Here is a 23,386-nt window from a genome sequence, read left to right on the forward strand (position 1 = left end):
ATGAAACTACTCATAGTTGAAGACGATTTGTTATTGCAGGAAGGGCTGGCGCTGGGGCTGGCCAATGAAGGGTATGCCCTCGACTGTGCCGGCACCGCGGCGGAGGCGGACGCCCTGATTCAGAGCGGCGAATACAGTCTGGTGATCCTCGATTTGGGCCTGCCTGATAAAGACGGCGCCACGCTGCTCAGCCAGTGGCGACGCCGCGGTATCGCCAACCCGGTATTGATCCTGACGGCACGCGATGCCATTGAGGATCGTATCACCGGCCTCGATGCAGGCGCAGATGATTACCTGGTGAAGCCTTTCGCGCTTGCGGAGCTGCAGGCTCGAGTGCGAGCGTTGATTCGCCGCTATCAGGGCCATAGTGATAACTTACTGACCGACGGCGATATTACGCTGAATCTGCAAACCCAGCAGGTACTGCGCCAGGATCAGGCGGTAGAGGTGACGCCAAAAGAGTTTGCCTTGCTTACGCGTCTGATCATGCGCAGCGGGCAAACGGTGCACAGAGAAACGCTCCAGCAGGATATCTACTCCTGGCAGGACGATCCGGGGTCCAATACCCTTGAAGTGCACATTCACAACCTGCGTCGCAAGCTCGGCAAGGACAGAATCAAAACCGTCCGTGGCGTTGGCTATCGCCTGGAGAGCCAGAAATGAACAGCATGCGTCGGCGTTTGATGGTGCTGCTGGCGGTCATTCTGTTATTTTTTCAGCTGATAAGCGTCATCTGGCTGTGGCATGAAAGCCGTGAGCAGATCGGTTTTCTCGTTAATGAAACGCTGTCGGCGAAAGCCCGTAATAACCATGTCGAGAAAGAGATCCGCGAAGCGATTGCTTCTCTTCTCGTCCCTTCGCTGGTGATGGTCGGTTTCACGCTGCTGTTTTCATTCTGGGCGGTCACCTGGATAACCCGACCGCTGAATAAACTGCGTGACAGCCTGGCTAACCGCTCGGCGGATAACTTAACTCCGCTTCCCATGTATTCCGACATGGAAGAAATCGGGGCGGTGACAACCTCCCTGAACCAGCTGCTCGCCCGGCTGGACAATACCATTCAGCAGGAGCGCCTCTTCACCGCTGACGCCGCACACGAGCTTCGAACGCCCCTTGCCGGTATCCGGCTCCATCTGGAGCTCATGGCGCAGTCAGGCGCGCCACAGGCCGCGACGTTAATTAGCCGTATCGATCAGCTCATGCATACCGTCGAACAGCTGCTGATGCTGGCCCGTGCCGGACAGGCAATGGCCAGCGGCCACTACGAAACCGTGAGCTGGACGGAAAATATCATTGAACCTCTCGGCCTGGGGCATGAAGCCAAAGAGCATACGGTAATTTGGCCCGCTAAAAGCGCGCTCACGGTTCAGGGAGACCCCGTGCTCCTGCGCCTGATGCTGCGCAACCTGCTGGAGAATGCTGGGCGCTACAGCCCGACAGGGACAACGATTACGGTGACATTAACCGAGGTCGACGGGGGGACGCAGATCGGCGTTATCGATCAGGGTCCAGGGATTGATGAAGCGCACCGACAGTCAATTACCGAGCCATTCCGCCGTCTTGACCAGCGCTACGGAGGCAGCGGTCTGGGCCTGAGTATCGTGCAGCGCATCGTGCAACTCCACCACGGCAGATTAACGCTTGAAAATGGCGCTGAAGGCGGCTTAATCGCCAGCTGCTGGCTGCCCTCAACGCTGGAATAAAAAAAAGCCCCCATATTGGGGGCCTTAGACAGATATTAGTGCTTGTAGATGAACTCGACGCCTTCTTCGTCGTCTTCATCCCAGTCATCGTCCCAGTCTTCATCATCTTCTTCAGCTTCCAGCTCTTCAAGCTGCTGGCGGTGGTAGTCATCCCACATGAATTCAACTTTTTCAGGCTGTTTCGCTTCTTCCGCCTGAACGATTGGGTTCTCGATGATAAAGGTCATCACATCCCAGCACAGATCTTTCACGCCAACCTGGCTTGCCGCAGAGATCAGGTAGTATTTATCTTCCCAACCCATCGCTTCAGCAATCGCTTTGGCTTTTGCTTCCGCTTCGGCTTTGTCCATCAGGTCGATCTTGTTGAAGACCAGCCAACGTGGCTTACCTGCGAGTTTTTCGCTGTATTTTTCAAGTTCACCGATGATGATACGGGCGTTTTCGACCGGATCGGACTCATCGATTGGATTGATATCAACGATGTGCAGCAATACGCGGCAGCGCTCAAGGTGTTTCAGGAAGCGAATACCCAGTCCTGCACCTTCTGCTGCGCCCTCGATCAAACCAGGGATATCAGCGACAACAAAGCTCTTTTCGTGGTCCATACGAACAACGCCCAGGCTTGGCACCAGCGTCGTAAACGGATAATCCGCCACTTTTGGCTTCGCGGCTGATACAGCACGGATAAACGTCGATTTACCGGCGTTAGGCATACCCAGCATACCGACGTCAGCCAGCAGCATCAGTTCCAGCTGCAGCTCGCGCGTATCGCCCGGTGTCCCCATGGTTTTCTGACGCGGAGCACGGTTAACCGATGATTTAAAACGGCTGTTACCGAGACCGTGCCAGCCACCTTTAGCAACCAGCAGGCGCTGACCGTGTTTGGTCATATCACCCATGGTTTCACCGGTGCCCTGGTCAATCACACGCGTACCGACCGGAACCTTGATGTTGACGTCTTTACCACGTTTACCCGTACAGTCACGGCTCTGGCCGTTCTGGCCGCGCTCGGCACGGAAAGATTTTTCGAAACGGTAGTCGATCAGCGTGTTGAGGTTTTCATCCGCCTCCAGCCACACGTCACCACCATCCCCTCCGTCGCCGCCATCAGGACCGCCACGTGGGATATACTTTTCACGGCGGAAGCTCACGCAACCATTGCCGCCATCACCAGCCACGACCAGGATCGTCGCTTCATCAACAAACTTCATTTTACTCTCCGTAACTCATTCGCCTGAGCGGGGGACTACTACAACCGCTTCATTTTTGCGCCAACGTCCCCAAAGACGATGACCAATGGCGGAATACATCGCGCCCGCAACCACGACAAACGCACCGAGATAACCCAACAGGTTGAGCATCGGTCTGACGAAGACATCGGGCCAGGCCATTGATAACAAATCTGAAAATAACAGCGTAAACAGCGGAGTAAGCGTAATTAACGCGCTCACCTGTGCTGCCTGCCAGCGCGCCATCGCTTCGGCCAGCGCGCCATAACCGACCAGCGTGTTCAGCCCACAAAAAATGAGGCACGCCAGTTGCCAGTCGCTAAGCTGGGTAATCACGCCCGGCTTTGCTAATGGCAGCAATGCTATTGTACACAAAGTGTACAGCAAAAAGAGGATCTGCTGTGAGGCAAGTCGACGCAATAACACCTTTTGCGCGACGCCATAGCTCACCCAGACCGTTGCTGCCCCCACACCGAAAATGACACCCCAGGTGTAATCCGTCAGGCGGGTAAAAATCTCTATCAGACTGGTGTTGAAGAACATCACCAGACCGCATAACAGCATGCTCGCCCCGATAATCTGCGTACCGCGCATCTTCTCCTTGAGGATAAAGACGCTGGCGACCATCATGCCCACCGGTGAAAGCTGACCTATCACCTGCGACGCCGTGGGGCTGAGATATTGCAGGGAAGAGCTGAACAGGATGAAGTTACCGAACAGACCACCCGTCGCGATAGCCAGCAATACCAGCCAGCGCGGTTTACGGAAGAGCCGCAAGGATGGAAGCTTACCTTTGATAGCCAGAATGGCCCCGAGGCCGATGCTTGCCATCAGAAAGCGATAAAAGACCACCGTAGGCGGCTCCATCACTTCCAGTACCTGCTTCATTGCAATTGGCAACGCACCCCAGCACATTGCGGTGGTAAGTGCCAAAAGAATGCCCATGCCGGCCTGCTGCTTCATGCCCGTTTTCCCTACAGAAAAAAATTACCGGGTTTCCAATGTAAAAAGCCCCGCAACAGGTTGCGGGGCTTTAATCCGTTACCGGACCGAGAAAACCTTACTCAGCAACGATGCTGATGTATTTACGGTTGTTCGGGCCTTTAACTTCAAATTTCACTTTACCGTCTGCTTTAGCAAACAGAGTGTGGTCACGACCGCAACCTACGTTGTTGCCAGCGTGGAATTTGGTACCACGTTGACGAACGATGATGCTACCCGCCAGAACGGATTCGCCACCGAAACGCTTAACGCCAAGGCGTTTAGCTTCTGAATCGCGACCGTTACGTGTGGAGCCGCCAGCCTTTTTATGTGCCATTTAAATCTCTCCTCAGGTCTTAGGCGCTGATGCCAGTAATTTTCACATCAGTGAACCACTGACGGTGGCCCTGCTGCTTACGGTAGTGCTTACGACGACGAAACTTAACGATTTTAACTTTCTCGCCACGACCGTGTGCAACAACTTCAGCTTTGATAACGCCGCCATCAACGAAAGGAACGCCGATTTTGACTTCTTCACCGTTTGCGATCATCAGAACTTCTGCGAACTCAACAGATTCGCCAGTTGCGATGTCCAGCTTTTCCAGGCGAACGGTCTGACCTTCGCTTACTCGGTGTTGTTTACCACCACTTTGGAAAACCGCGTACATATAAACTCCGCTTCCGCGCACATCCTCGTATGATTCAGAGTGCGCTATAAATATTCACAATAGGGCGCGAATATTACGCAAAACGCGAGCCTTTGACAAGTGCTACCGTCAATACATGAAGAAAAAAAACACAACACGTACGGTAACGTTTATCTGTGCCGTTTTTTCAGTACAATCAGCACTACTATTGATAAACCGAAACCCTTCGTTACCCCATTGAAGATGGGATCAACAGGATAAAAAGCCCGGCTTTTGCGATGAATTTAGAAAAAATCAACGAGTTAACCGCGCAAGATATGGCGGGTGTGAATGCAGCAATCCTGGAGCAACTCAACTCTGACGTTCAGCTGATAAATCAGTTGGGCTATTACATCGTCAGCGGCGGCGGTAAACGCATTCGTCCGATGATCGCCATTCTGGCTGCCAGAGCCGTTGGTTATCAGGGAAATGCTCACATCACTATCGCAGCGCTCATCGAATTTATTCACACGGCGACGCTTCTGCATGACGATGTGGTGGATGAATCGGATATGCGTCGTGGCAAAGCCACGGCAAACGCCGCTTTCGGGAACGCAGCCAGCGTACTGGTGGGGGATTTTATCTATACCCGCGCCTTCCAGATGATGACCAGTCTGGGCTCCCTGAAAGTGCTGGAAGTGATGTCTGAAGCCGTAAACGTCATTGCTGAAGGCGAAGTACTGCAGCTGATGAACGTCAACGACCCTGACATCACCGAAGAAAACTACATGCGCGTGATCTACAGCAAAACCGCGCGCCTGTTTGAAGCGGCTGCCCAGTGTTCCGGCATTCTGGCTGACTGTACCGAAGCGCAGGAGAAAGGTCTGCAGGACTATGGCCGCTATCTTGGTACGGCATTCCAGCTGATTGACGATTTGCTGGACTACAGTGCAGACGGCGAGACGCTCGGCAAAAACGTGGGCGATGACCTGAACGAAGGCAAACCGACCCTGCCCCTGCTCCATGCTATGCGCAACGGAACGGCCGACCAGGCGAAAATGATCCGTGAAGCGATTGAGCAGGGAAATGGCCGCCATCTTCTGGAACCTGTGCTGGAAACCATGGCTATCTGCGGATCGCTGGAATGGACGCGTCAGCGTGCGGAAGAAGAAGCCGACAAAGCCATCGAAGCTCTCCAGGTCATTCCCGACAGCCCGTGGCGCGAGGCGCTGATTGGTCTTGCCCACATCGCCGTTCAGCGCGACCGTTAATCCTCCTTGTCTCTCCCCGCGGCCATGGCGGGGAGATTCCAATAAACTCCTGTAAATTCCGTATTCCTGTAAATTCATCGGTTTAGAGACCGCATGAATAAAGCCATGTCTTATTCTGAATATCCCTTCAAGTAACGCGAACTTTTTAGAACAAGAGTTTGAAATGGGTATAGTAACCCCGTCGTTTCAGAAGAAACGGCGTAGGTGAATCCGAACTTAAGGACGGCGTTATGGATACGAAATTTATCGACTGGCACACGGCTGATATTATTGCCGCGCTGCGCAAAAGAGGCACTTCACTGGCAGCAGAGTCCCGCCGCCATGGACTGAGTTCTTCAACTCTGGCAAACGCCCTCACCCGCCCCTGGCCCAAGGGAGAATTAATTATCGCGACGGCGCTGGATACGCATCCGTGGGTAATTTGGCCTTCGCGCTACCACGATCCCATCACCCATGAATTTATCGACAGATCGCGCATGATTCGCCAGAGAAAGGCAAAAAGAGAACCGCAGGAGTAATGCGTTTTTGACAGGAACAGCAACCCCCCGGTCATTGCTGGCAGGGGGCTGCCGGAACGATTACTCGCCCTTCACTCGCTCGATATTGGCACCCAGCGCGCGCAGTTTATCTTCGATACGCTCATAGCCACGATCGATGTGATAAATACGATCCACGATCGTTGTGCCTTCCGCGATACAACCCGCCAGCACCAGGCTTGCGGATGCACGCAGATCGGTTGCCATCACCTGAGCACCAGACAGTTTCTCAACGCCATGACAAATCACGGTATTGCTTTCGATCTCAGCATGCGCACCCATACGGATCAGCTCCGGTACGTGCATAAAGCGGTTCTCGAAAATGGTTTCTGTGATGAAGCCAGTACCTTCGGCGACCAAGTTCAACAGGGTGAACTGCGCCTGCATGTCCGTTGGGAACGCCGGATGCGGTGCCGTACGCACATTGACCGCTTTTGGACGCTGGCCGTGCATATCAAGACTGATCCAGTCTTCACCGATTTCGATATCCGCACCCGCATCGCGCAGTTTCGCCAGCACCGCATCCAGGGTATCTGGCTGCGCGTTGCGACAAACAATCTTACCGCCAGAAATCGCCGCAGCGACCAGGAAAGTACCGGTTTCGATACGGTCCGGCAGTACGCGATAGACACCACCGCCCAGACGTTCAACGCCTTCGATGGTGATACGGTCGGTCCCCTGACCGGAGATCTTCGCGCCCAGCGCCACGAGGAAGTTGGCGGTATCCACAATTTCCGGTTCGCGCGCGGCGTTTTCGATGATAGTGGTCCCTTCTGCCAGCGTCGCCGCAGACATAATGGTGACCGTTGCGCCCACGCTCACTTTGTCCATGACAATGTGCGCGCCTTTCAGACGACCATTGACGGACGCTTTAACGTAACCTTCTTCCAGCTTGATCTCTGCGCCCAGTTTCTCCAGACCAAAGATGTGCAGGTCAACCGGACGCGCACCGATAGCGCAGCCGCCCGGCAGAGAGACCTGACCCTGACCAAAACGCGCCACCAGCGGGCCAAGCGCCCAGATGGATGCACGCATGGTTTTCACCAGATCGTAAGGAGCTGAGAAGTTATTCACCTTGCTGGCGTCGATCCAGACGGAACCGTTACGCTCAACTTTCGTGCCCAACTGGGTGAGCAACTTCATGGTGGTGTCGATATCTTTCAGCTTCGGTACGTTCTGAATTTCTACCGGCTCTTCCGCGAGCAGCGCAGCAAAGAGGATTGGCAGCGCGGCGTTTTTGGCGCCAGAAATTGTGACTTCGCCCTGGAGACGCGTTGGCCCCTGTACACGAAATTTATCCATTGTGTGCTCTCTTATAAATTCAACCGTGCTGCGGGCCTGTCGCCCTCAGCTCAAAAACCGTTTAGTTTGCGATCGCGTGCCCACTCTTGCGGGGTGAACGCTTTAATCGACAGGGCGTGGATGCGGTTATCCGCAATATATTCCATCAGCGGCGCGTACACAGCCTGCTGTTTCTTCACACGGCTCATACCGTCGAACATCTCACCCACAGCAATAACCTGGAAGTGACTGCCATCGCCAGAGACGTGGGCTTCCTGAAGGGAGAGTGCATTCATCAGCACTGTCTGGATTTCATGATTTTCCATGGGCTCTTAATCATCTGATAGTGAAAACAAGCCCAACATCTTAGAGCAAAGTGGCGTTGTCTTAAACAAGCAAAAAGCCCCGACGATGAAACTGTCAGGGCTTTCGGAAGTAACGCACTGAAAATATTAACGAGGCAGTACGTCCTGAGGGAGGTTGTAGAGCTGTGCAAGGGTCACGACATTATCGCTCGCGCCGTGAAGCGTAACGCTAGCACCCTGCTTTTTCCCTACCGCAACCAGATGGGCCAGCAGCGCAACACCCGCCGTATCCACCCGCGTGACGTCAGTTAAATCGATGAGCGTCACGCCCTGCATCGCTTCATGGCGTTTGTCCCACAGTGGGTTCAGCAGATCCTGATCCAGCTCACCGGACAGCTTTAATGTCTCGCCTTCACGCGACCAGCTGAGTTGCTGTGACATTACTTCTTCTCATCCAGGCTAATTTTCTGACGAGAGATAGACTGCAGCTGCGCGGTCAGGCCATCGATGCCCTTGGTGCGCAGCAGGTCACTCCATTCGTTCTGTTTGGTGGTGATCATGCTTACCCCTTCGGCAATCATGTCATACGCCTGCCAGTGACCGGTCTGGCTGTTTTTACGCCACTGGAAATCCAGACGAACCGGCGGACGACCGTTAGGATCGATGATCGTCACACGGATAGGGACGATGGTCGCATCACCCAGCGGCTGCTCAGGCGCAATCTGATAGGTCTGACCGTGGTACATTGCCAGCGCCTGGCCATAAGCCTGTTTCAGGTATTCACGGAACGCGGCAAAGTAAGCATCACGCTGCGCAGGGGTCGCGTCTTTGTAATAACGTCCCAGCACCAGCGCACCCGCATATTTAATCTGCACGTACGGCAGCAGCTCCTGGTCAACGACGTCACGCAGATAATCAGGATTAGCACGAATTTTAGGCTGTTCATTTTTAAGACGGTCGAAGGTCTTCTTCGCCGCTTCGTCCATCAGTTTGTACGGGTTACTCTGATCCGCAGCGTGAGCGGCGGTAAGAGGGGCGATGACCAGCATGGCAACCATTAACAGTCGTTTAAACATGAATGACTTCTCCTGATATTAATTCGCAGCACCTGGCGTCGGTGCGACGTCGGTATGATCTTCGCTCTGCGCTGGGGCAGCGTCGGATTTTTTCTCATCCCCTTTACTGCTGTAAAGGAACTGACCAATCATATCCTCCAGCACCATCGCGGATTTCGTATCCTGAATGACGCTACCGTCTTTAAGGATAGTCGTTCCCAGCTCGGGGTCTTCAAAGCCGACGTTAAGCGCCAGATATTGTTCGCCCAGCAGGCCGGAAGTACGGATAGAAAGGGAGCTGGTGTCCGGGATATGGTTGTAACGCTCTTCGATATCCATCGCGACGCGTGGCAGATAGGTTTTCTCATCAAGCGTAATGTCAGAGACGCGTCCGATCACCACGCCGCCGATACGAACCGGTGAGCGCGCCTTCAGCCCGCCGATGTTGTCGAAGGTGGCATAGATGCGATACGTCGGCTCGGTGCGCACAGACGTGATATCCGCCGCTCTCAGGCAGATAAACAGCGCGGCCAGCAGCGCCAGCAGCAGGAATACACCGACCCAAATTTCATTTTTTCTCGTTTGCATGAACTCAATTCCCAAACATCAGTGCGGTGAGCACAAAATCCAGACCCAGTACGGCCAGCGACGAATGTACGACTGTACGTGTAGTTGCACGGCTAATGCCCGCCGACGTCGGGATGGCATCGTAACCATTGAACAATGCAATCCAGGTGACCGTAATGGCAAATACCACGCTTTTAATCAGGCAGTTAACCAGATCCATTCGCAGGTCAATGGCGTCCTGCATCGCGGACCAGAAGAAACCGGCATCAATGCCTTTCCAGTGCACGCCGACCAGCGAACCGCCCCAGATACCCACGGCGACAAACAGAATCGTCAGCAGCGGTAAAGAGATCACCCCCGCCCAGAAACGCGGTGAGATCACGCGACGCAGCGGATCGACCGCCATCATCTCCATGCTGGAGAGCTGCTCGGTCGCACGCATCAGGCCAATTTCAGCCGTTAATGCCGACCCCGCACGCCCGGCGAACAGCAGCGCCGCCACAACCGGCCCCAGTTCACGCAGCAGCGAGAGCGCCACCAGCATCCCGAGGCTGGTTTCCGCACTGTAGGTTGTCAGCACAAGATAGCCCTGTAGCCCAAGCACCATACCGATAAACAGACCGGAAACAATGATGATGAGCATCGACAGCACGGCGACATTATAAAGCTGGCGCACCAATAGCGGTGCGTGCTTACGGAATTCCGGCTTGCCGACCAGCGCGTTGAATAACATCAATCCGGCACGCCCGAACGTCCTGATGGTTTTTATGCCACGGTGTCCGAGAGCGGCCAACGCATTTAACAGCATGAGTGGCTTAACTCCCTATTCCCAGTAAATCGTCACGATAGTCGCCCGCCGGGTAGCGGAACGGCACAGGGCCATCGGCAATACCGTCGAGGAACTGCCGCACGCGCGGATCGCAATTTTCCTGCAGCGCCTGGGCGCTACCGTGTGCGACGATCTTTTTGTCCGCCACGATATAGGCGTAATCGGCAATGCTCAATACTTCCGGTACATCGTGAGATACCACAATGCAGGTGACGCCAAGCGCGCTGTTCAGTTCAGAGATGAGCTTCACCAGCACGCCCATCGTGATGGGATCCTGTCCAACAAACGGTTCGTCGAACATGATTAAATCAGGTTCTAATGCAATGGCTCGCGCCAGCGCGGCACGGCGCGCCATCCCACCGGACAGCTCAGAAGGCATCAGCTTCGCGGCGCCCCGCAAACCGACGGCTTCAAGCTTCATCATCACCGTGCTTTTCAGCAGTTCCGGCGGCAGGCTGGTATGCTCGCGCAGCGGGTAGGCCACGTTATCAAAGACATTCATGTCGGTGAACAAGGCTCCAGACTGAAAGAGCATGCTCATGCGTTTGCGGACAGTATACAGGCGCGAGCGTGACATCTCCGGGATGTTTTCGCCATCAAAGAGGATTTCACCGCGATCGGGTGGGATCTGACCACCAATAAGGCGCAGCAGGGTCGTTTTACCGATCCCGGACGGCCCCATGATGGCAGTGATCTTGCCATGCGGTACGGTCAACGAAATATCATCAAATATCAATCTGTTGGCGCGAGAAAAACTCACACCGCGAACATCGACTAAATTCGCCATCGTTTGGCTCATTTATGGTTCCTTTATTACCCTGCTCACGTTAAGGCATGCCGCCTGAATCAGCCCTCAACTCCGCATTTTTACAGAATAATAGCCGTTGAGGTTAGCGAAAGCTGGCATTTGTTTTACTTTTCCGGCGCATAAAGTCAAAATTAGGAATTCGTTACGCCTCAGACTGTATGCAGTCCAGCCATTCCCGCGCGATGGACCGACGAGTATACCTGAAGAAAGGACTTTTGATGCTTTTAGCAACAGCACTGTTAATAATTGGTTTACTATTGGTGGTCTACAGTGCTGACCGTTTAGTGTTTGCTGCATCTATCCTGTGTCGCCTGACGGGCGTACCGCCTGTCGTCATCGGGATGACCGTGGTCAGTGTTGGAACGTCACTTCCTGAAATCATCGTCTCTGTCTCGGCATCGCTGCATGGCCAGTTAGACCTGGCAGTCGGTACCGCGATTGGCTCTAACATCGTCAATATACTCTTGATTTTAGGCCTGGCCGCCCTGCTCCATCCATTTCGCGTGCATTCTGATGTTCTGCGCCGTGAATTGCCGCTAATGTTAATCGTAAGCCTGCTGGCAGGCTGCGTATTTTACGATGGTGTACTGAGCTTCAGCGACGGCATTTTCTTGCTGGCGCTGGCCGTTATTTGGCTGCTGTATAGTGTTAAAATCGCCCGTCTGGCTGAGAAACAGGGCCAGGATAGCCTCACGCGTGAGCAGGTTGCCGAACTTCCGCGAGAAGGCACGCTGCCTGTTGCCCTGCTCTGGCTTGGCGTTGCGCTGATCATCATGCCGATGGCCACGCGCATGGTCGTGGATAACGCGACGGTGCTGGCGAACTATTTCGCCATCAGTGAACTGACCATTGGCCTGACGGTGATTGCCATCGGTACCAGCCTGCCGGAGCTGGCCACGGCCATTGCGGGGGCACGTAAAGGTGAGGATGACATTGCCATTGGTAATATCATCGGTTCTAACATTTTTAATATCGCCATTGTGATGGGTCTGCCAGCCCTGATTACGCCAGGGCCCTTTAATCCCCTGGCGTTCTCACGCGACTACGGCGTGATGTTATTGGTCAGCGTGATATTTGCCCTGCTCTGCTGGCGGCGGCAACGACAGATCGGCAAAGGCGCAGGCGCGCTGCTGACGGGTGGATTTATCGTATGGATGGCGATGCTGTACTGGCTCTCGCCTCTTCTCTCTGGGTAAACGGAAACGCATTATGTCGCAAATAGAATTGCAGCCGGGTTTTGACTTTCAGAAAGCAGGCAAAGAGGTTCTGGAGATTGAACGTGAAGGTCTGGCGCAGTTAGATCGGTACATTAATCAGGATTTTAGTCTGGCATGTGAGAAGATATTCTACTGTGCCGGCAAAGTCGTGGTGATGGGGATGGGTAAGTCCGGCCACATTGGACGCAAAATGGCGGCAACATTTGCCAGCACCGGAACCTCTTCCTTCTTTGTACACCCGGGGGAAGCCGCGCACGGCGACCTGGGTATGGTCACGCCGCAGGATATCGTCATCGCGCTGTCCAACTCCGGTGAGTCCAATGAGATCCTGGCGCTGATCCCGGTACTGAAGCGCCTGCAGGTGCCGCTTATTTGCATGACCAGCCGTCCGGAAAGCAGCATGGCGCGCGCGGCTGATATTCACCTGTGCGTGAAGGTGCCCAAGGAGGCCTGTCCGCTCGGCCTGGCGCCAACGTCCAGCACCACCGCCGCGCTGGTCATGGGCGATGCGCTTGCCGTCGCGCTGCTCGAAGCCCGCGGTTTTACGCCGGAAGATTTCGCGCTTTCCCACCCGGGCGGTGCGCTGGGGCGCAAGCTGCTGCTTCGGGTAAACGATATTATGCACACCGGGGATGAGATCCCTCACGTGAGTAAAGAAGCCTCCCTGCGTGATGCGCTGCTGGAAATCACCCGCAAGAATCTGGGTATGACGGTCGTGTGCGACGATCTGATGAAAATTCAGGGGATCTTCACCGATGGCGACCTGCGTCGCGTGTTCGACATGGGTGTAGATGTCCGCACGCTCGGCATTGCCGACGTGATGACGCCGGGCGGTATCCGCGTGCGTCCGGGTACGCTGGCCGTGGATGTGCTGAACCTGATGCAGTCCCGCCATATCACCTCCGTTATGGTTGCCGATGGCGACCAGTTGCTGGGTGTGGTACATATGCATGATCTGCTGCGCGCAGGCGTAGTGTAATGAAGGATAAGACAATGAGTAATGCGGGTGCATCCCTTGCAACCTGTTATGGTCCGGTCAGTACCCAGATGATGGCAAAGGCGGAAAACATTCGTCTGCTCATCCTGGATGTAGATGGGGTACTCTCCGATGGCCTGATTTACATGGGCAATAATGGTGAAGAGCTGAAGGCGTTTAACGTTCGCGACGGCTACGGTATCCGCTGTGCGCTCACCTCCGGTATTGAGGTGGCTATCATCACCGGGCGAAAAGCTAAACTGGTAGAAGACCGCTGTGAAACCTTAGGAATTACCCATCTGTATCAGGGTCAATCCGATAAAATGGCGGCGTTTAAGGATTTACTGGGTAAACTGGCTATCGCACCGGAAAACGTGGCCTACGTCGGGGACGATCTGATTGACTGGCCCGTGATGGCTGAAGTGGGGCTGAGCATCGCCGTTGCCGATGCGCATCCGCTGCTGATCCCGCGCGCTGACTACGTTACCCACATCAACGGGGGCCGTGGTGCCGTACGTGAAGTCTGCGATCTGCTTTTGCTGGCGCAGGGCAAGCTTGATGAGGCCAAAGGGCAATCGATATGAGTAAAACCAGACGTTGGATTATCATTTTGCTTTCGCTTGTCGCACTGGTCTTGATTGGCGTGAACCTTGCCGATCGCGACGATACGCAAACGCAAGTGGTCAACAATAACGATCCAACCTATAAAAGCGATCACAGCGACACCGTGGTCTACAGCCCGGAAGGTGCGCTGAACTATCGCCTGATTGCCCAGCACGTTGAATATTTTTCAGATGACGGTATTTCGTGGTTTACCCAGCCTGTCATGACCACCTTTGATAAGGACAAAGTCCCGACGTGGTCAATTAAGTCAGATCGGGCAAAACTGACAAATGACCGTATGCTTTATCTGTATGGCCACGTTGAAGTCAACGCCCTGACCGCTGACTCGCAACTGCGAAAAATTACGACGGATAACGCCCAGATTAACCTGGTAACCCAGGACGTGACCTCGCAGGATCTGGTCACACTGTATGGCACAACATTTAATTCCAGCGGTTTGAGAATGCGCGGGAACTTACGCAGCAAAAACGCCGAGCTGATTGAAAAGGTTAGAACCTCCTATGAAATTCAAAACAAACAAACTCAGCCTTAAAGTAATTATCGCCAGCGCGATGCTGGCGACCAGTCTCCCCGCGCTTGCTGTAACGGGCGATACCGACCAACCGATCCATATCGAGTCCGATACCCAGTCTCTCGATATGCAGGGTAACGTCGTCACCTTCACGGGTAACGTCGTCATGACTCAGGGCACCATCAAAATTAACGCCGACAAAGTGGTCGTGACCCGTCCGGGTGGCGAGCAGGGCAAAGAGATCATTGATGGTTACGGCAACCCGGCGACCTTCTACCAGATGCAGGACAACGGCAAGCCGGTGAAAGGTCACGCCTCGCATATGCACTACGAGCTGGCGAAGGACCTGGTCATCCTGACCGGAAATGCGTATCTGGAACAGCTGGACAGCAACATTACCGGCGACCAGATCACCTATCTGGTGAAAGAGCAAAAAATGCAGGCCTCCAGCGAGAAAGGCAAACGCGTCACGACCGTACTGGTTCCGTCGCAGCTGCAGGACAAAGGCAAAGGCCAGGCCCCGGCACAGAAGAAGAGTAACTAATTCGTTATGGCAACATTAACTGCAAAAAATCTCGCGAAGGCCTATAAGGGCCGCCGTGTCGTAGAAGATGTCAGTCTGACCGTCAACTCCGGCGAAATTGTAGGGCTGCTTGGCCCTAACGGTGCGGGTAAAACCACCACCTTCTACATGGTCGTTGGCATTGTGCCGCGCGATGCCGGCAACATTATCATTGACGATGAAGACATCAGCCTTCTGCCGCTGCACGCGCGCGCGCGTCGCGGGATCGGCTACCTGCCGCAGGAAGCCTCTATTTTCCGTCGTCTTAGCGTTTACGATAACCTGATGGCGGTCCTGCAAATTCGTAACGACCTGACCAGCGAACAGCGTCAGGATCGTGCCAACGAGCTGATGGAAGAGTTCCACATTGAGCACCTGCGTGACAGCCTCGGTCAGGCACTCTCCGGGGGTGAACGCCGCCGCGTTGAGATTGCGCGTGCGCTGGCCGCAAACCCAAAATTTATCCTTCTGGATGAACCGTTTGCGGGCGTTGACCCGATCTCGGTTATCGACATTAAACGTATCATTGAACACCTGCGTGACAGCGGGCTTGGCGTACTGATCACCGACCACAACGTTCGTGAAACGCTGGCCGTGTGTGAACGCGCGTATATTGTGAGCCAGGGCAATCTGATCGCCCACGGTACGCCGCAGCAGATCCTCGAAGACGATCATGTTAAGCGCGTCTATCTTGGGGAAGACTTCAGACTCTGATAGGGTAGAGGTAACGTAACGCCGAACCGGAGAAAAATGCTCTGAACATGAAGCAAGGTTTGCAATTAAGGCTCAGCCAACAACTGGCGATGACGCCGCAGCTACAGCAGGCAATTCGCCTGTTGCAACTGTCCACGTTAGAACTTCAGCAGGAGCTCCAGCAGGCGCTAGACAGCAACCCCCTGCTGGAACAAACCGATCTTCATGACGAGGTAGATACCCAGCAATCGCAGGATACGGAAGCGCTCGACACCGCGGACGCACTCGAACAAAAAGAGATGCCCGACGAGCTACCGCTGGATGCCAGCTGGGATGAAATCTACACCGCCGGAACCCCTTCCGGTACGCGTGCAGACTACCAGGACGATGAGCTACCGGTCTATCAGGGAGAAACCACCCAGTCGCTGCAGGATTACCTGATGTGGCAGGTGGAACTCACCCCCTTCTCCGATACCGACCGCGCGATTGCCACCTCAATTGTCGATGCCGTTGACGACACCGGCTATTTGACCGTCACGCTGGACGATATCCTGGAAAGCATGGGCGACGAAGAGATTGAGCTTGAGGAGATCGAAGCCGTACTGAAGCGCATCCAGCGTTTCGATCCGGTAGGCGTGGCCGCAAAAGATCTGCGCGACTGCCTGCTGATCCAGCTTTCTCAGTTCAGCAAAGAGACGCCATGGATCGACGAGGCGCGCTTAATCATCAGCGATCATCTGGATCTGTTGGCCAACCACGATTTCCGCTCCCTGATGCGCGTCACGCGCCTGAAGGAAGAGGTGCTGAAAGAAGCGGTGAATCTGATCCAGTCGCTCGATCCGCGCCCGGGACAGTCGATCCAGACCAGCGAGCCCGAGTACGTGATCCCGGACGTGCTGGTCAGAAAACACAATGACCGCTGGGTCGTTGAACTGAATTCAGACAGCATCCCTCGCCTGCAAATCAACCAGCAGTATGCCTCCATGTGCACCAGCGCGCGTAACGACTCCGACAATCAATATATTCGTAGCAATCTTCAGGAAGCGCGATGGTTGATCAAAAGTCTGGAGAGCCGAAATGATACGCTGCTACGCGTCAGCCGCTGTATTGTCGAACAGCAGCAGGCATTCTTTGAGCAGGGCGAAGAGTATATGAAACCGATGGTACTGGCGGATATCGCCCAGGCCGTCGAAATGCATGAATCAACCATTTCCCGTGTCACCACGCAGAAGTATCTGCACAGTCCACGCGGTATTTTTGAGCTTAAGTATTTCTTCTCCAGCCATGTGAATACCGAGGGCGGCGGCGAAGCGTCGTCAACGGCCATTCGTGCCCTGGTGAAGAAGTTGATCGCCGCGGAGAACCCCGCGAAGCCACTAAGCGACAGTAAGTTAACCACCATGCTGTCCGATCAGGGTATTATGGTGGCACGTCGTACTGTTGCGAAGTATCGAGAGTCTTTATCCATTCCGCCGTCCAACCAGCGTAAACAGCTGGTCTGACACAACCGATAAGGAAGACACTATGCAGCTCAACATCACTGGACAAAACGTCGAAATTACTGAGGCTTTACGCGACTTTGTGAACGCGAAGTTTGCAAAACTCGAGCAGTATTTCGAAAGGATCAATCAGGTCTATATTGTGTTGAAAGTGGAGAAAGTGACTCATATCTCGGATGCCACCCTGCATGTTAACGGGGGTGAACTGCATGCCAGTGCGGAAGGGCAAGACATGTACGCTGCTATCGACGGCTTGATTGATAAGCTTGCACGACAGCTCAATAAACATAAAGATAAACTGAAACAACACTAATTGTCCGGGCAGTTAACGGGTGCAGGACGGCCTGTTGTGAAACACAACAGGCCATTTGTACAGTTAGCGCTTAGGTGAAATTATGATGAACAACGATTCCGCTCTTCAACTGAGCAATGTCCTTAACCAGGAATGTACCCGCAGTGCGGTTCACTGCCAGAGCAAAAAACGTGCGCTGGAGATCATCAGTGAACTGGCTGCAAAACAGCTGGGCCTGCCGCCGCAGGTGGTATTCGAAGCAATTCTGACCCGTGAAAAAATGGGCAGTACCGGTATCGGCAACGGCATCGCGATCCCGCACGGCAAACTGGAAGAGGATACCCTGCGTGCCGTTGGTGTGTTTGTGCAACTTGAAACACCCATCGCCTTCGATGCCATTGATAACCAGCCCGTCGATCTCCTCTTCGCGCTGCTGGTGCCTGCCGATCAGACGAAAACCCATCTGCATACGCTGTCGCTGGTCGCAAAACGTCTGGCCGATAAAACCATTTGCCGTCGACTGCGCTCGGCCCAAAGTGATGAAGAGCTCTATCAAATTATCACTGAAGCAGAAGGCAATCAGGATGATGCATAACCAGGAGATGGCCTTCACATCTGTTGTCCTGAGGAGAAACGGAACATGGTGCTGATGATTGTCAGTGGCCGTTCAGGGTCGGGGAAATCCGTTGCTCTGCGCGCGCTGGAAGACATGGGTTTTTACTGCGTCGATAACCTGCCGGTCGTGTTATTGCCCGACCTGGCCCGCACGCTTGCGGAGAGACAAACCTCTGCCGCCGTCAGTATCGACGTCCGTAACATGCCTGAATCGCCAGAGATCTTCGAACAGGCCATGAGCAACCTGCCTGATGCGTTCTCGCCTCAGCTGCTGTTCCTTGATGCAGACCGCAATACGCTGATCCGCCGCTACAGCGATACCCGTCGTTTGCACCCGCTTTCCAGTAAGAACCTCTCTCTGGAGAGCGCTATCGATGAAGAGAGCGACCTGCTGGAGCCGCTGCGTTCTCGCGCCGACCTGATTGTCGACACCTCTGAGATGTCCGTTCACGAGCTGGCGGAAATGCTGCGTACCCGACTGTTGGGTAAACGCGAGCGTGAACTGACAATGGTGTTCGAATCCTTCGGCTTTAAGCACGGTATTCCGATTGATGCGGATTACGTTTTCGACGTGCGCTTCCTGCCGAACCCGCACTGGGATCCGAAGCTGCGTCCAATGACCGGTCTGGATAAACCCGTCGCGGCCTTCCTCGACCGGCACACAGAAGTTCACAATTTTATCTACCAGACGCGAAGCTACCTTGAGCTATGGTTACCTATGCTGGAGACAAACAATCGTAGCTACCTGACGGTGGCGATTGGCTGTACCGGCGGTAAACATCGTTCGGTTTATATCGCCGAACAGCTGGCCGACTATTTCCGCTCGCGCGGGAAGAACGTTCAGTCCCGTCATCGCACGCTGGAAAAACGTAAAACATGACCGTAAAACAAACCGTTGAGATCACCAATAAGCTGGGTATGCATGCACGCCCGGCGATGAAACTGTTTGAGCTGATGCAGGGTTTCGATGCAGAGGTTCTGCTGCGAAATGACGAAGGTACCGAAGCGGAAGCGAACAGCGTGATCGCCCTGCTGATGCTGGATTCCGCCAAAGGGCGCCAGATTGAAGTTGAAGCCACCGGGCCTCAGGAAGAGGAAGCGCTGGCGGCGGTGATTGCCCTGTTTAACGCTGGCTTTGACGAAGACTAACGTTCGCCCCTCGGCGGGTGGCGCTGCGCTTACCCGCCCTACATAAGATTATTACGCTGCATAAAACCCTCTCCGCCCAGCTGATTCATCTGGCGTATGATCCACGCCTGACGGCTTCGCACGTATCCTGATGGGGCACTGGCTTTAAAGCGGATGGGATTCGGTAAAACAGCGGCCAATAGCGCTGCTTCTGACATGCTCAGACGGCTGGCTGGCTTATTGAAATAACGCTGCGCGGCAGCTTCCACGCCAAAAACACCGTCGCCAAACTCAGCGACGTTGAGATAGACGGTCAGAATGCGTTTTTTGCTCCAGACCGTTTCCATCCCCAGGGTCAGCCCCGCTTCCAGCCCTTTTCGCACCCAGCTTCTACCGTCCCACAGAAAAAGATTTTTGGCCGTCTGCTGCGACAAGGTTGACGCACCGCGCACGCGGTTCTCATGGCGTTCATTATGAGCTAACGCCTTCTCAATGGCCGCCACGTCGAACCCCCAGTGCTCCGGGAATTTCTGGTCCTCCGCCGCGATGACCGCCAGCCCCATGAACGGGGAGATCTCGTCCATACTCACCCAGTCAGAGTGGGCAACATAGCTGAAATCACCGCTGAACCACGCGCCGAGCTGGCGCTCAACCATAACGGCAGAGAACGGAACCGGCATAATGCTGAATAAAGCCAGCCCGCCTCCCCAGAATACCGCCAGTACAAGGACGATACGCAAGAGAATACGTTTCACCCCTGCGCCTGCGGCAAATTTACGCCTCATTCAGTCAGCACCAGCACGCGGGCCACTAGCTTTTCAATGCCTGAGGCCGCCTCAGCGATATTGTTCGCCAGCATATACGCTGGCGTGGTGACAATTTTGTTATCTTCATCAACCACAATGTCATCAACCGGGCACGGAACGTGTTCGCCCCCCATTTCCTCGACGATCTCTGCGGTATCAATATCCGTCCCGATAGTCAGGCGCAGCGGGAAATCAAAAATCCTGGGCAGCATTGCCGGCGCGATGCAGATAAAGCCCAGCGGTTTTCCTGCCGCATGCATGGCCTGCGACAGTGCCTTTAAATGAGGATCGATCTGACACTCCGCGCCCTGCGCAGCAAAGGTACTGAGATTTTTGGCCGCGCCAAACCCACCCGGCACAATGAGCGCATCAAGCTCTGTAGGATCTGCCTGAATAAGAGGATGGATATCACCTCGCGCAATACGCGCGGCTTCAATCAGTACATTACGGGTTTCCGCCATCGGCTCACACGTCAGATGATTAATCACATCCGCCTGATTTTTGTCTGGCGCAAAACAAATAACCTCTGCTCCGTGCTTAGCCAGGGCCAGCAGCGTGATTACGGCTTCATGTATCTCAGAACCATCGTAAACACCGCATCCGCTCAGCACGACACCAATCTTTTTCATCATGACAATCCTTTTCTGCAACTTGCTGAAGCACATTAATAATTTTGATTAAAACGCTATGCTTCACACATTTCACTGATTCATGTAACAAACCATTTAAGATTTGCTATCTTATCTGCGTGCGGCCTAAATTTTTCAGGCAGCGCCCTTTCGAAAATAACTATAAAAAACAGGCGCAGCCACGATTTCCCTGGTGTTGGCGCAGTATTCGCGCACCCCGGTTAAGCCGGGGTCATTTTTTTCTGGCATCGACCCAGGCTTTAAGCACCGCAACATCGTTTTGCCACTCTTGTTTCATCTCTTCAACCCAATCACCCACGTTATCTTCCCATGCAGGTAAATCAGGCGACTGAATCTGTTGACCCAGCTGCTGCAGGTGGCGTAGGCCAACCGAGCCGGCGGCACCTTTAATTTTATGTCCTTCTTCCACAATGCCCTTCTGGTCACGAGCCGTCAGGTTTGATTCCAGCACGCTCAGATAGCCCGGCATCATTTTTTCGAACACCGCCAGACCGTCGGTAATCAGTTTCGGGCCGACCAGATCGATGTACTGCTCCAGCATCGCGGTATCGAGTATCGTTTGGGCTTTTGCGCTATCAACAGACGTCATGGTGCTCTCCTCTTCATCACGGGTATCCCAGAACTTCTTAATCATGGCGGTCAGAGCAGGCACCGCCAGCGGCTTGCTGAGTACATCGTCCATACCGGCATCGAGATACTCTTTTTTATCTTTCAGTACGTTCGCCGTCAGCGCCACCAGCGGCGGCAGTTCGTCGGCCGCGTACTGACGCGTCAGCTCACGCGAGATATCCAGCCCGGTCATATCCGGTAGCTGAATATCCAGCAGGACAAGATCGTATTCGCCCGGTTTAAACATCTCGAGCGCGGCCTTACCGGTCATCGCGACATCCACGCTGTTGCCCAGTTTCTCCAGAACGGAGCGCGCCACAATCACGTTCAGCTCAATGTCTTCCACCAGCAGGACGTGCAGCGCAGGCAGCGGCATGTCGTCGTTTTCAAAGGTATCCTCAACCTCCTCCGCCACCGCCGGCGCGTGGACCGTCAGCGTGAAGGTTGACCCTTTACCCGGCTGGCTGGCAACGGTGATATCGCCCCCCATGCTTTTCGCCAGCCGTTTAGAGACCGCCAGGCCAATGCCCGTTCCGGTCGCCGGTTTCCCGCCGTTGCTGTCCTTCACCTGGTAATACATCGCGAAAATTTTGTCCTGCTCCTCCTGCGGAATACCCATCCCCGAGTCTTCCACCTCGAAGTGCAGCATATCGCCTTCGTCAAAGCGGATGCGCACCGCCACCTGCCCCTTCTGGGTAAATTTCACCGCGTTGCTGATAAGGTTCCACAGGATCTGGCGCAGACGCGTGCCGTCAGTCACCACTTTATGCGGCAGCGGCAGGGTTGGCTCCATGACAAAACGCAGCCCCTTCTGCTGCGCCTGCAGGCCGGAAAGGTTTTCCAGATCGGCAAGGAAGCTGGTGAAATCAACAGGCTGATTATCAAGCTGAACTTTACGGCGCTCCATCTTATCCATATCAATAATATCGTTGAAGATATTACCCAGCGTGACCGCGGAGACATGGATAGTCTTGAGGTATTTTTCTTGCTCTGCGGTCAGGTCGGTATCCAGCAGAATACGGCTCAGCCCGACAATGCCATTAAGCGGCGTACGCAGCTCGTGGCTGATGGTGGAGATAAAGGTCGTCTTGTCGCGGCTGGCGCGCTCCAGGGCGTCCTGATAGCGCTTACGCTCGGTGATATCGCGGCCAAAGCCCATCAGGCCGTGGCGTTTCCCCACGCGGTCATAGTAGGGCACCTTACGGATCTCAAAGCAGGCTTTACGTCCGTCCGGGTAATCCAGCCACTGTTCATAGGTCAGCGAGACGTTATGGCGGAATACTTTTTCGTCCGTCTCCATGACCTTGGCCGCCGCCTCTTCAGAGTAAACGTCCTGCGGCTTCAGGTTAATCAGCTGCTTCTCGCTTTTCCCGGTGAGCAACTCCATCGCCCGGTTACAGCCGGAAAACTCTTTATCTTCATTACGGTAAAACACCAGATCCGGCGAAGCATCGAGGAACGACCGCAGGAATGAGGATTGCTGCTCAAGCTGGATCTGCGTGACCTCGCGCTCTTTCATTTCGATTTTCAGCTGCTCAAGCGTAGCCTGACGCTCGGCCTCCGCCTTCTCACGATCTGAAATCTCCTGGTTCAGCTGCGCAATGTTGTCTTTGAGCTGGACGTTGAGCTTCAGGTCGCGCTCGCGCATCTCTTCCAGTTTATCGACCAGTTTTGACAAACGCTGACGGGATTCTTCCAGCTGTTCAACCACCACGGAAAGGAAATAGACCGCCCAGGGAGTAATGAGCAAGCCAAAGAAGATGGAGCGGATGACGTCGATACTCTCGACCTGACCATGCAGAACCATGGTGACGGCCATTTGCACGACAATGGCCAGAACGACCAGCGCCAGCGCAAGCAGCATGGAGAAACGCACCAGCCCAAGCTTCATCATCAGGTCGACGTAATACTGGGCAAGCATTCGAATTTGCTTCATAGAGGATCCCTTCACGACTTTATCGCTCAATAATACTCAAATTCAGGGCGAGGCGTTGAAGGTTGTGAGAAAAAGTG

The 23,386-nt window shown here is 54.4% G+C and carries 29 protein-coding genes; 15 read left to right on the forward strand and 14 right to left on the reverse strand.

The window, feature by feature from the left end:
• Complete coding sequence (pmrA, locus tag AC2TE5_RS20285) at positions 1–663, forward strand: two-component system response regulator PmrA (protein WP_024906362.1); 663 nt, start codon at positions 1–3, stop codon at positions 661–663.
• Entirely contained in the window at positions 660–1,703 is a 1,044-nt protein-coding gene (gene pmrB / locus AC2TE5_RS20290; RefSeq protein ID WP_484612278.1) for a two-component system sensor histidine kinase PmrB, read from the forward strand. Before pmrA ends, pmrB begins: the two co-directional genes overlap by 4 nt.
• Before the next feature lie 35 nt (positions 1,704–1,738).
• On the opposite strand, the gene cgtA is transcribed toward pmrB, so the two are convergent.
• The 4 genes from cgtA to rplU form a co-directional block, all read right to left on the reverse strand.
• The gene (gene cgtA / locus AC2TE5_RS20295) at positions 1,739–2,914 is read right to left on the reverse strand and encodes an Obg family GTPase CgtA (protein ID WP_010436018.1); all 1,176 of its coding nucleotides are present in this window, start codon (positions 2,912–2,914) and stop codon (positions 1,739–1,741) included.
• Between the two features lie 15 nt (positions 2,915–2,929).
• Complete coding sequence (locus AC2TE5_RS20300) at positions 2,930–3,895, reverse strand: DMT family transporter (RefSeq protein ID WP_159515010.1); 966 nt, start codon at positions 3,893–3,895, stop codon at positions 2,930–2,932.
• A 97-nt stretch (positions 3,896–3,992) separates the two neighbouring features.
• Positions 3,993–4,250, reverse strand: a complete 258-nt coding sequence (rpmA, locus tag AC2TE5_RS20305) for a 50S ribosomal protein L27 (RefSeq protein WP_004385076.1) — start codon at positions 4,248–4,250, stop codon at positions 3,993–3,995.
• A gap of 19 nt (positions 4,251–4,269) precedes the next feature.
• The gene (gene rplU, locus AC2TE5_RS20310) at positions 4,270–4,581 is read right to left on the reverse strand and encodes a 50S ribosomal protein L21 (protein ID WP_003025032.1); all 312 of its coding nucleotides are present in this window, start codon (positions 4,579–4,581) and stop codon (positions 4,270–4,272) included.
• A gap of 257 nt (positions 4,582–4,838) precedes the next feature.
• Here rplU and ispB point away from each other — a divergent pair, with 257 nt between their 5' ends.
• On the forward strand, positions 4,839–5,810 hold the full coding sequence (gene ispB / locus AC2TE5_RS20315; RefSeq protein ID WP_024906360.1) for an octaprenyl diphosphate synthase: 972 nt from the start codon (positions 4,839–4,841) through the stop codon (positions 5,808–5,810).
• 230 nt (positions 5,811–6,040) lie between these two features.
• Positions 6,041–6,328 carry a DNA-binding transcriptional regulator SfsB gene (gene sfsB / locus AC2TE5_RS20320; protein ID WP_121424774.1) on the forward strand — a complete coding sequence of 96 codons (288 nt, stop codon included), beginning with the start codon at positions 6,041–6,043 and terminating at the stop codon, positions 6,326–6,328.
• A 60-nt stretch (positions 6,329–6,388) separates the two neighbouring features.
• On the opposite strand, the gene murA is transcribed toward sfsB, so the two are convergent.
• The 7 genes from murA to mlaF form a co-directional block, all read right to left on the reverse strand.
• Positions 6,389–7,648: a UDP-N-acetylglucosamine 1-carboxyvinyltransferase gene (murA, locus tag AC2TE5_RS20325; RefSeq protein WP_023309349.1), complete on the reverse strand. Its 1,260-nt coding sequence runs from the start codon at positions 7,646–7,648 to the stop codon at positions 6,389–6,391.
• Between the two features lie 50 nt (positions 7,649–7,698).
• Positions 7,699–7,953: a BolA family iron metabolism protein IbaG gene (gene ibaG / locus AC2TE5_RS20330; RefSeq protein WP_023333602.1), complete on the reverse strand. Its 255-nt coding sequence runs from the start codon at positions 7,951–7,953 to the stop codon at positions 7,699–7,701.
• A gap of 126 nt (positions 7,954–8,079) precedes the next feature.
• Complete coding sequence (mlaB, locus tag AC2TE5_RS20335) at positions 8,080–8,373, reverse strand: lipid asymmetry maintenance protein MlaB (RefSeq protein WP_032639716.1); 294 nt, start codon at positions 8,371–8,373, stop codon at positions 8,080–8,082.
• Positions 8,373–9,008, reverse strand: a complete 636-nt coding sequence (gene mlaC, locus AC2TE5_RS20340) for a phospholipid-binding protein MlaC (protein WP_023333604.1) — start codon at positions 9,006–9,008, stop codon at positions 8,373–8,375. Before mlaC ends, mlaB begins: the two co-directional genes overlap by 1 nt.
• An 18-nt stretch (positions 9,009–9,026) precedes the next feature.
• Positions 9,027–9,575: an outer membrane lipid asymmetry maintenance protein MlaD gene (gene mlaD / locus AC2TE5_RS20345; RefSeq protein WP_023309352.1), complete on the reverse strand. Its 549-nt coding sequence runs from the start codon at positions 9,573–9,575 to the stop codon at positions 9,027–9,029.
• Positions 9,576–9,579: 4 nt separating this feature from the next.
• Entirely contained in the window at positions 9,580–10,362 is a 783-nt protein-coding gene (gene mlaE / locus AC2TE5_RS20350) for a lipid asymmetry maintenance ABC transporter permease subunit MlaE (RefSeq protein WP_023333605.1), read from the reverse strand.
• A 7-nt stretch (positions 10,363–10,369) separates the two neighbouring features.
• A complete protein-coding gene (gene mlaF, locus AC2TE5_RS20355) occupies positions 10,370–11,182 on the reverse strand; it encodes a phospholipid ABC transporter ATP-binding protein MlaF (RefSeq protein WP_213328857.1) in 813 nt (270 codons plus the stop codon).
• Between the two features lie 227 nt (positions 11,183–11,409).
• Between mlaF and AC2TE5_RS20360 the strand changes: the two genes are divergently transcribed.
• From AC2TE5_RS20360 to npr, 11 genes are all read left to right on the forward strand, one after another.
• Positions 11,410–12,387, forward strand: coding sequence for a calcium/sodium antiporter (locus AC2TE5_RS20360; protein WP_252034347.1), 978 nt, complete (start codon positions 11,410–11,412; stop codon positions 12,385–12,387).
• Between the two features lie 13 nt (positions 12,388–12,400).
• On the forward strand, positions 12,401–13,387 hold the full coding sequence (kdsD, locus tag AC2TE5_RS20365; protein WP_213328856.1) for an arabinose-5-phosphate isomerase KdsD: 987 nt from the start codon (positions 12,401–12,403) through the stop codon (positions 13,385–13,387).
• 14 nt (positions 13,388–13,401) lie between these two features.
• Positions 13,402–13,968, forward strand: coding sequence for a 3-deoxy-manno-octulosonate-8-phosphatase KdsC (gene kdsC / locus AC2TE5_RS20370; protein WP_023309356.1), 567 nt, complete (start codon positions 13,402–13,404; stop codon positions 13,966–13,968).
• Positions 13,965–14,540, forward strand: a complete 576-nt coding sequence (gene lptC / locus AC2TE5_RS20375; RefSeq protein WP_121424777.1) for an LPS export ABC transporter periplasmic protein LptC — start codon at positions 13,965–13,967, stop codon at positions 14,538–14,540. The genes kdsC and lptC overlap by 4 nt, the downstream gene beginning before the upstream one ends.
• Entirely contained in the window at positions 14,509–15,063 is a 555-nt protein-coding gene (gene lptA, locus AC2TE5_RS20380; protein WP_023309358.1) for a lipopolysaccharide ABC transporter substrate-binding protein LptA, read from the forward strand. Before lptC ends, lptA begins: the two co-directional genes overlap by 32 nt.
• 6 nt (positions 15,064–15,069) lie before the next feature.
• Positions 15,070–15,795, forward strand: a complete 726-nt coding sequence (gene lptB, locus AC2TE5_RS20385; RefSeq protein WP_023309359.1) for an LPS export ABC transporter ATP-binding protein — start codon at positions 15,070–15,072, stop codon at positions 15,793–15,795.
• Between the two features lie 47 nt (positions 15,796–15,842).
• A complete protein-coding gene (gene rpoN, locus AC2TE5_RS20390; RefSeq protein WP_063143582.1) occupies positions 15,843–17,276 on the forward strand; it encodes an RNA polymerase factor sigma-54 in 1,434 nt (477 codons plus the stop codon).
• Between the two features lie 22 nt (positions 17,277–17,298).
• Positions 17,299–17,586, forward strand: a complete 288-nt coding sequence (gene hpf / locus AC2TE5_RS20395; protein ID WP_008501444.1) for a ribosome hibernation promoting factor — start codon at positions 17,299–17,301, stop codon at positions 17,584–17,586.
• A gap of 82 nt (positions 17,587–17,668) precedes the next feature.
• Positions 17,669–18,160: a PTS IIA-like nitrogen regulatory protein PtsN gene (ptsN, locus tag AC2TE5_RS20400; protein WP_008501443.1), complete on the forward strand. Its 492-nt coding sequence runs from the start codon at positions 17,669–17,671 to the stop codon at positions 18,158–18,160.
• Between the two features lie 45 nt (positions 18,161–18,205).
• Positions 18,206–19,060 carry an RNase adapter RapZ gene (gene rapZ, locus AC2TE5_RS20405; protein WP_014885397.1) on the forward strand — a complete coding sequence of 285 codons (855 nt, stop codon included), beginning with the start codon at positions 18,206–18,208 and terminating at the stop codon, positions 19,058–19,060.
• Entirely contained in the window at positions 19,057–19,329 is a 273-nt protein-coding gene (gene npr / locus AC2TE5_RS20410) for a PTS phosphocarrier protein NPr (RefSeq protein ID WP_003861872.1), read from the forward strand. The genes rapZ and npr overlap by 4 nt, the downstream gene beginning before the upstream one ends.
• 38 nt (positions 19,330–19,367) lie before the next feature.
• Here the strand turns inward: npr and mtgA are convergent, their stop codons facing one another.
• From mtgA to arcB, 3 genes are all read right to left on the reverse strand, one after another.
• The gene (mtgA, locus tag AC2TE5_RS20415) at positions 19,368–20,093 is read right to left on the reverse strand and encodes a monofunctional biosynthetic peptidoglycan transglycosylase (RefSeq protein WP_063143583.1); all 726 of its coding nucleotides are present in this window, start codon (positions 20,091–20,093) and stop codon (positions 19,368–19,370) included.
• On the reverse strand, positions 20,090–20,743 hold the full coding sequence (gene elbB, locus AC2TE5_RS20420; RefSeq protein ID WP_484613370.1) for an isoprenoid biosynthesis glyoxalase ElbB: 654 nt from the start codon (positions 20,741–20,743) through the stop codon (positions 20,090–20,092). Before elbB ends, mtgA begins: the two co-directional genes overlap by 4 nt.
• A gap of 232 nt (positions 20,744–20,975) precedes the next feature.
• Positions 20,976–23,309 carry an aerobic respiration two-component sensor histidine kinase ArcB gene (gene arcB / locus AC2TE5_RS20425; protein ID WP_213328854.1) on the reverse strand — a complete coding sequence of 778 codons (2,334 nt, stop codon included), beginning with the start codon at positions 23,307–23,309 and terminating at the stop codon, positions 20,976–20,978.
• Positions 23,310–23,386 lie beyond the last annotated feature (77 nt).

Source organism: Enterobacter sp. N5-15, from assembly GCF_057221635.1.

Excerpts from the sequence above, each read along its gene's own strand:
- pmrA (WP_024906362.1), top strand. The coding sequence starts at position 1 with ATGAAACTACTCATAGTTGAAGACGATTTGTTATTGCAGGAAGGGCTG.
- pmrB (WP_484612278.1), top strand. The coding sequence starts at position 660 with ATGAACAGCATGCGTCGGCGTTTGATGGTGCTGCTGGCGGTCATTCTG.
- cgtA (WP_010436018.1), bottom strand. The coding sequence starts at position 2,914 with ATGAAGTTTGTTGATGAAGCGACGATCCTGGTCGTGGCTGGTGATGGC.
- AC2TE5_RS20300 (WP_159515010.1), bottom strand. The coding sequence starts at position 3,895 with ATGAAGCAGCAGGCCGGCATGGGCATTCTTTTGGCACTTACCACCGCA.
- rpmA (WP_004385076.1), bottom strand. The coding sequence starts at position 4,250 with ATGGCACATAAAAAGGCTGGCGGCTCCACACGTAACGGTCGCGATTCA.
- rplU (WP_003025032.1), bottom strand. The coding sequence starts at position 4,581 with ATGTACGCGGTTTTCCAAAGTGGTGGTAAACAACACCGAGTAAGCGAA.
- ispB (WP_024906360.1), top strand. The coding sequence starts at position 4,839 with ATGAATTTAGAAAAAATCAACGAGTTAACCGCGCAAGATATGGCGGGT.
- sfsB (WP_121424774.1), top strand. The coding sequence starts at position 6,041 with ATGGATACGAAATTTATCGACTGGCACACGGCTGATATTATTGCCGCG.
- murA (WP_023309349.1), bottom strand. The coding sequence starts at position 7,648 with ATGGATAAATTTCGTGTACAGGGGCCAACGCGTCTCCAGGGCGAAGTC.
- ibaG (WP_023333602.1), bottom strand. The coding sequence starts at position 7,953 with ATGGAAAATCATGAAATCCAGACAGTGCTGATGAATGCACTCTCCCTT.
- mlaB (WP_032639716.1), bottom strand. The coding sequence starts at position 8,373 with ATGTCACAGCAACTCAGCTGGTCGCGTGAAGGCGAGACATTAAAGCTG.
- mlaC (WP_023333604.1), bottom strand. The coding sequence starts at position 9,008 with ATGTTTAAACGACTGTTAATGGTTGCCATGCTGGTCATCGCCCCTCTT.
- mlaD (WP_023309352.1), bottom strand. The coding sequence starts at position 9,575 with ATGCAAACGAGAAAAAATGAAATTTGGGTCGGTGTATTCCTGCTGCTG.
- mlaE (WP_023333605.1), bottom strand. The coding sequence starts at position 10,362 with ATGCTGTTAAATGCGTTGGCCGCTCTCGGACACCGTGGCATAAAAACC.
- mlaF (WP_213328857.1), bottom strand. The coding sequence starts at position 11,182 with ATGAGCCAAACGATGGCGAATTTAGTCGATGTTCGCGGTGTGAGTTTT.
- AC2TE5_RS20360 (WP_252034347.1), top strand. The coding sequence starts at position 11,410 with ATGCTTTTAGCAACAGCACTGTTAATAATTGGTTTACTATTGGTGGTC.
- kdsD (WP_213328856.1), top strand. The coding sequence starts at position 12,401 with ATGTCGCAAATAGAATTGCAGCCGGGTTTTGACTTTCAGAAAGCAGGC.
- kdsC (WP_023309356.1), top strand. The coding sequence starts at position 13,402 with ATGAGTAATGCGGGTGCATCCCTTGCAACCTGTTATGGTCCGGTCAGT.
- lptC (WP_121424777.1), top strand. The coding sequence starts at position 13,965 with ATGAGTAAAACCAGACGTTGGATTATCATTTTGCTTTCGCTTGTCGCA.
- lptA (WP_023309358.1), top strand. The coding sequence starts at position 14,509 with ATGAAATTCAAAACAAACAAACTCAGCCTTAAAGTAATTATCGCCAGC.
- lptB (WP_023309359.1), top strand. The coding sequence starts at position 15,070 with ATGGCAACATTAACTGCAAAAAATCTCGCGAAGGCCTATAAGGGCCGC.
- rpoN (WP_063143582.1), top strand. The coding sequence starts at position 15,843 with ATGAAGCAAGGTTTGCAATTAAGGCTCAGCCAACAACTGGCGATGACG.
- hpf (WP_008501444.1), top strand. The coding sequence starts at position 17,299 with ATGCAGCTCAACATCACTGGACAAAACGTCGAAATTACTGAGGCTTTA.
- ptsN (WP_008501443.1), top strand. The coding sequence starts at position 17,669 with ATGATGAACAACGATTCCGCTCTTCAACTGAGCAATGTCCTTAACCAG.
- rapZ (WP_014885397.1), top strand. The coding sequence starts at position 18,206 with ATGGTGCTGATGATTGTCAGTGGCCGTTCAGGGTCGGGGAAATCCGTT.
- npr (WP_003861872.1), top strand. The coding sequence starts at position 19,057 with ATGACCGTAAAACAAACCGTTGAGATCACCAATAAGCTGGGTATGCAT.
- mtgA (WP_063143583.1), bottom strand. The coding sequence starts at position 20,093 with ATGAGGCGTAAATTTGCCGCAGGCGCAGGGGTGAAACGTATTCTCTTG.
- elbB (WP_484613370.1), bottom strand. The coding sequence starts at position 20,743 with ATGAAAAAGATTGGTGTCGTGCTGAGCGGATGCGGTGTTTACGATGGT.
- arcB (WP_213328854.1), bottom strand. The coding sequence starts at position 23,309 with ATGAAGCAAATTCGAATGCTTGCCCAGTATTACGTCGACCTGATGATG.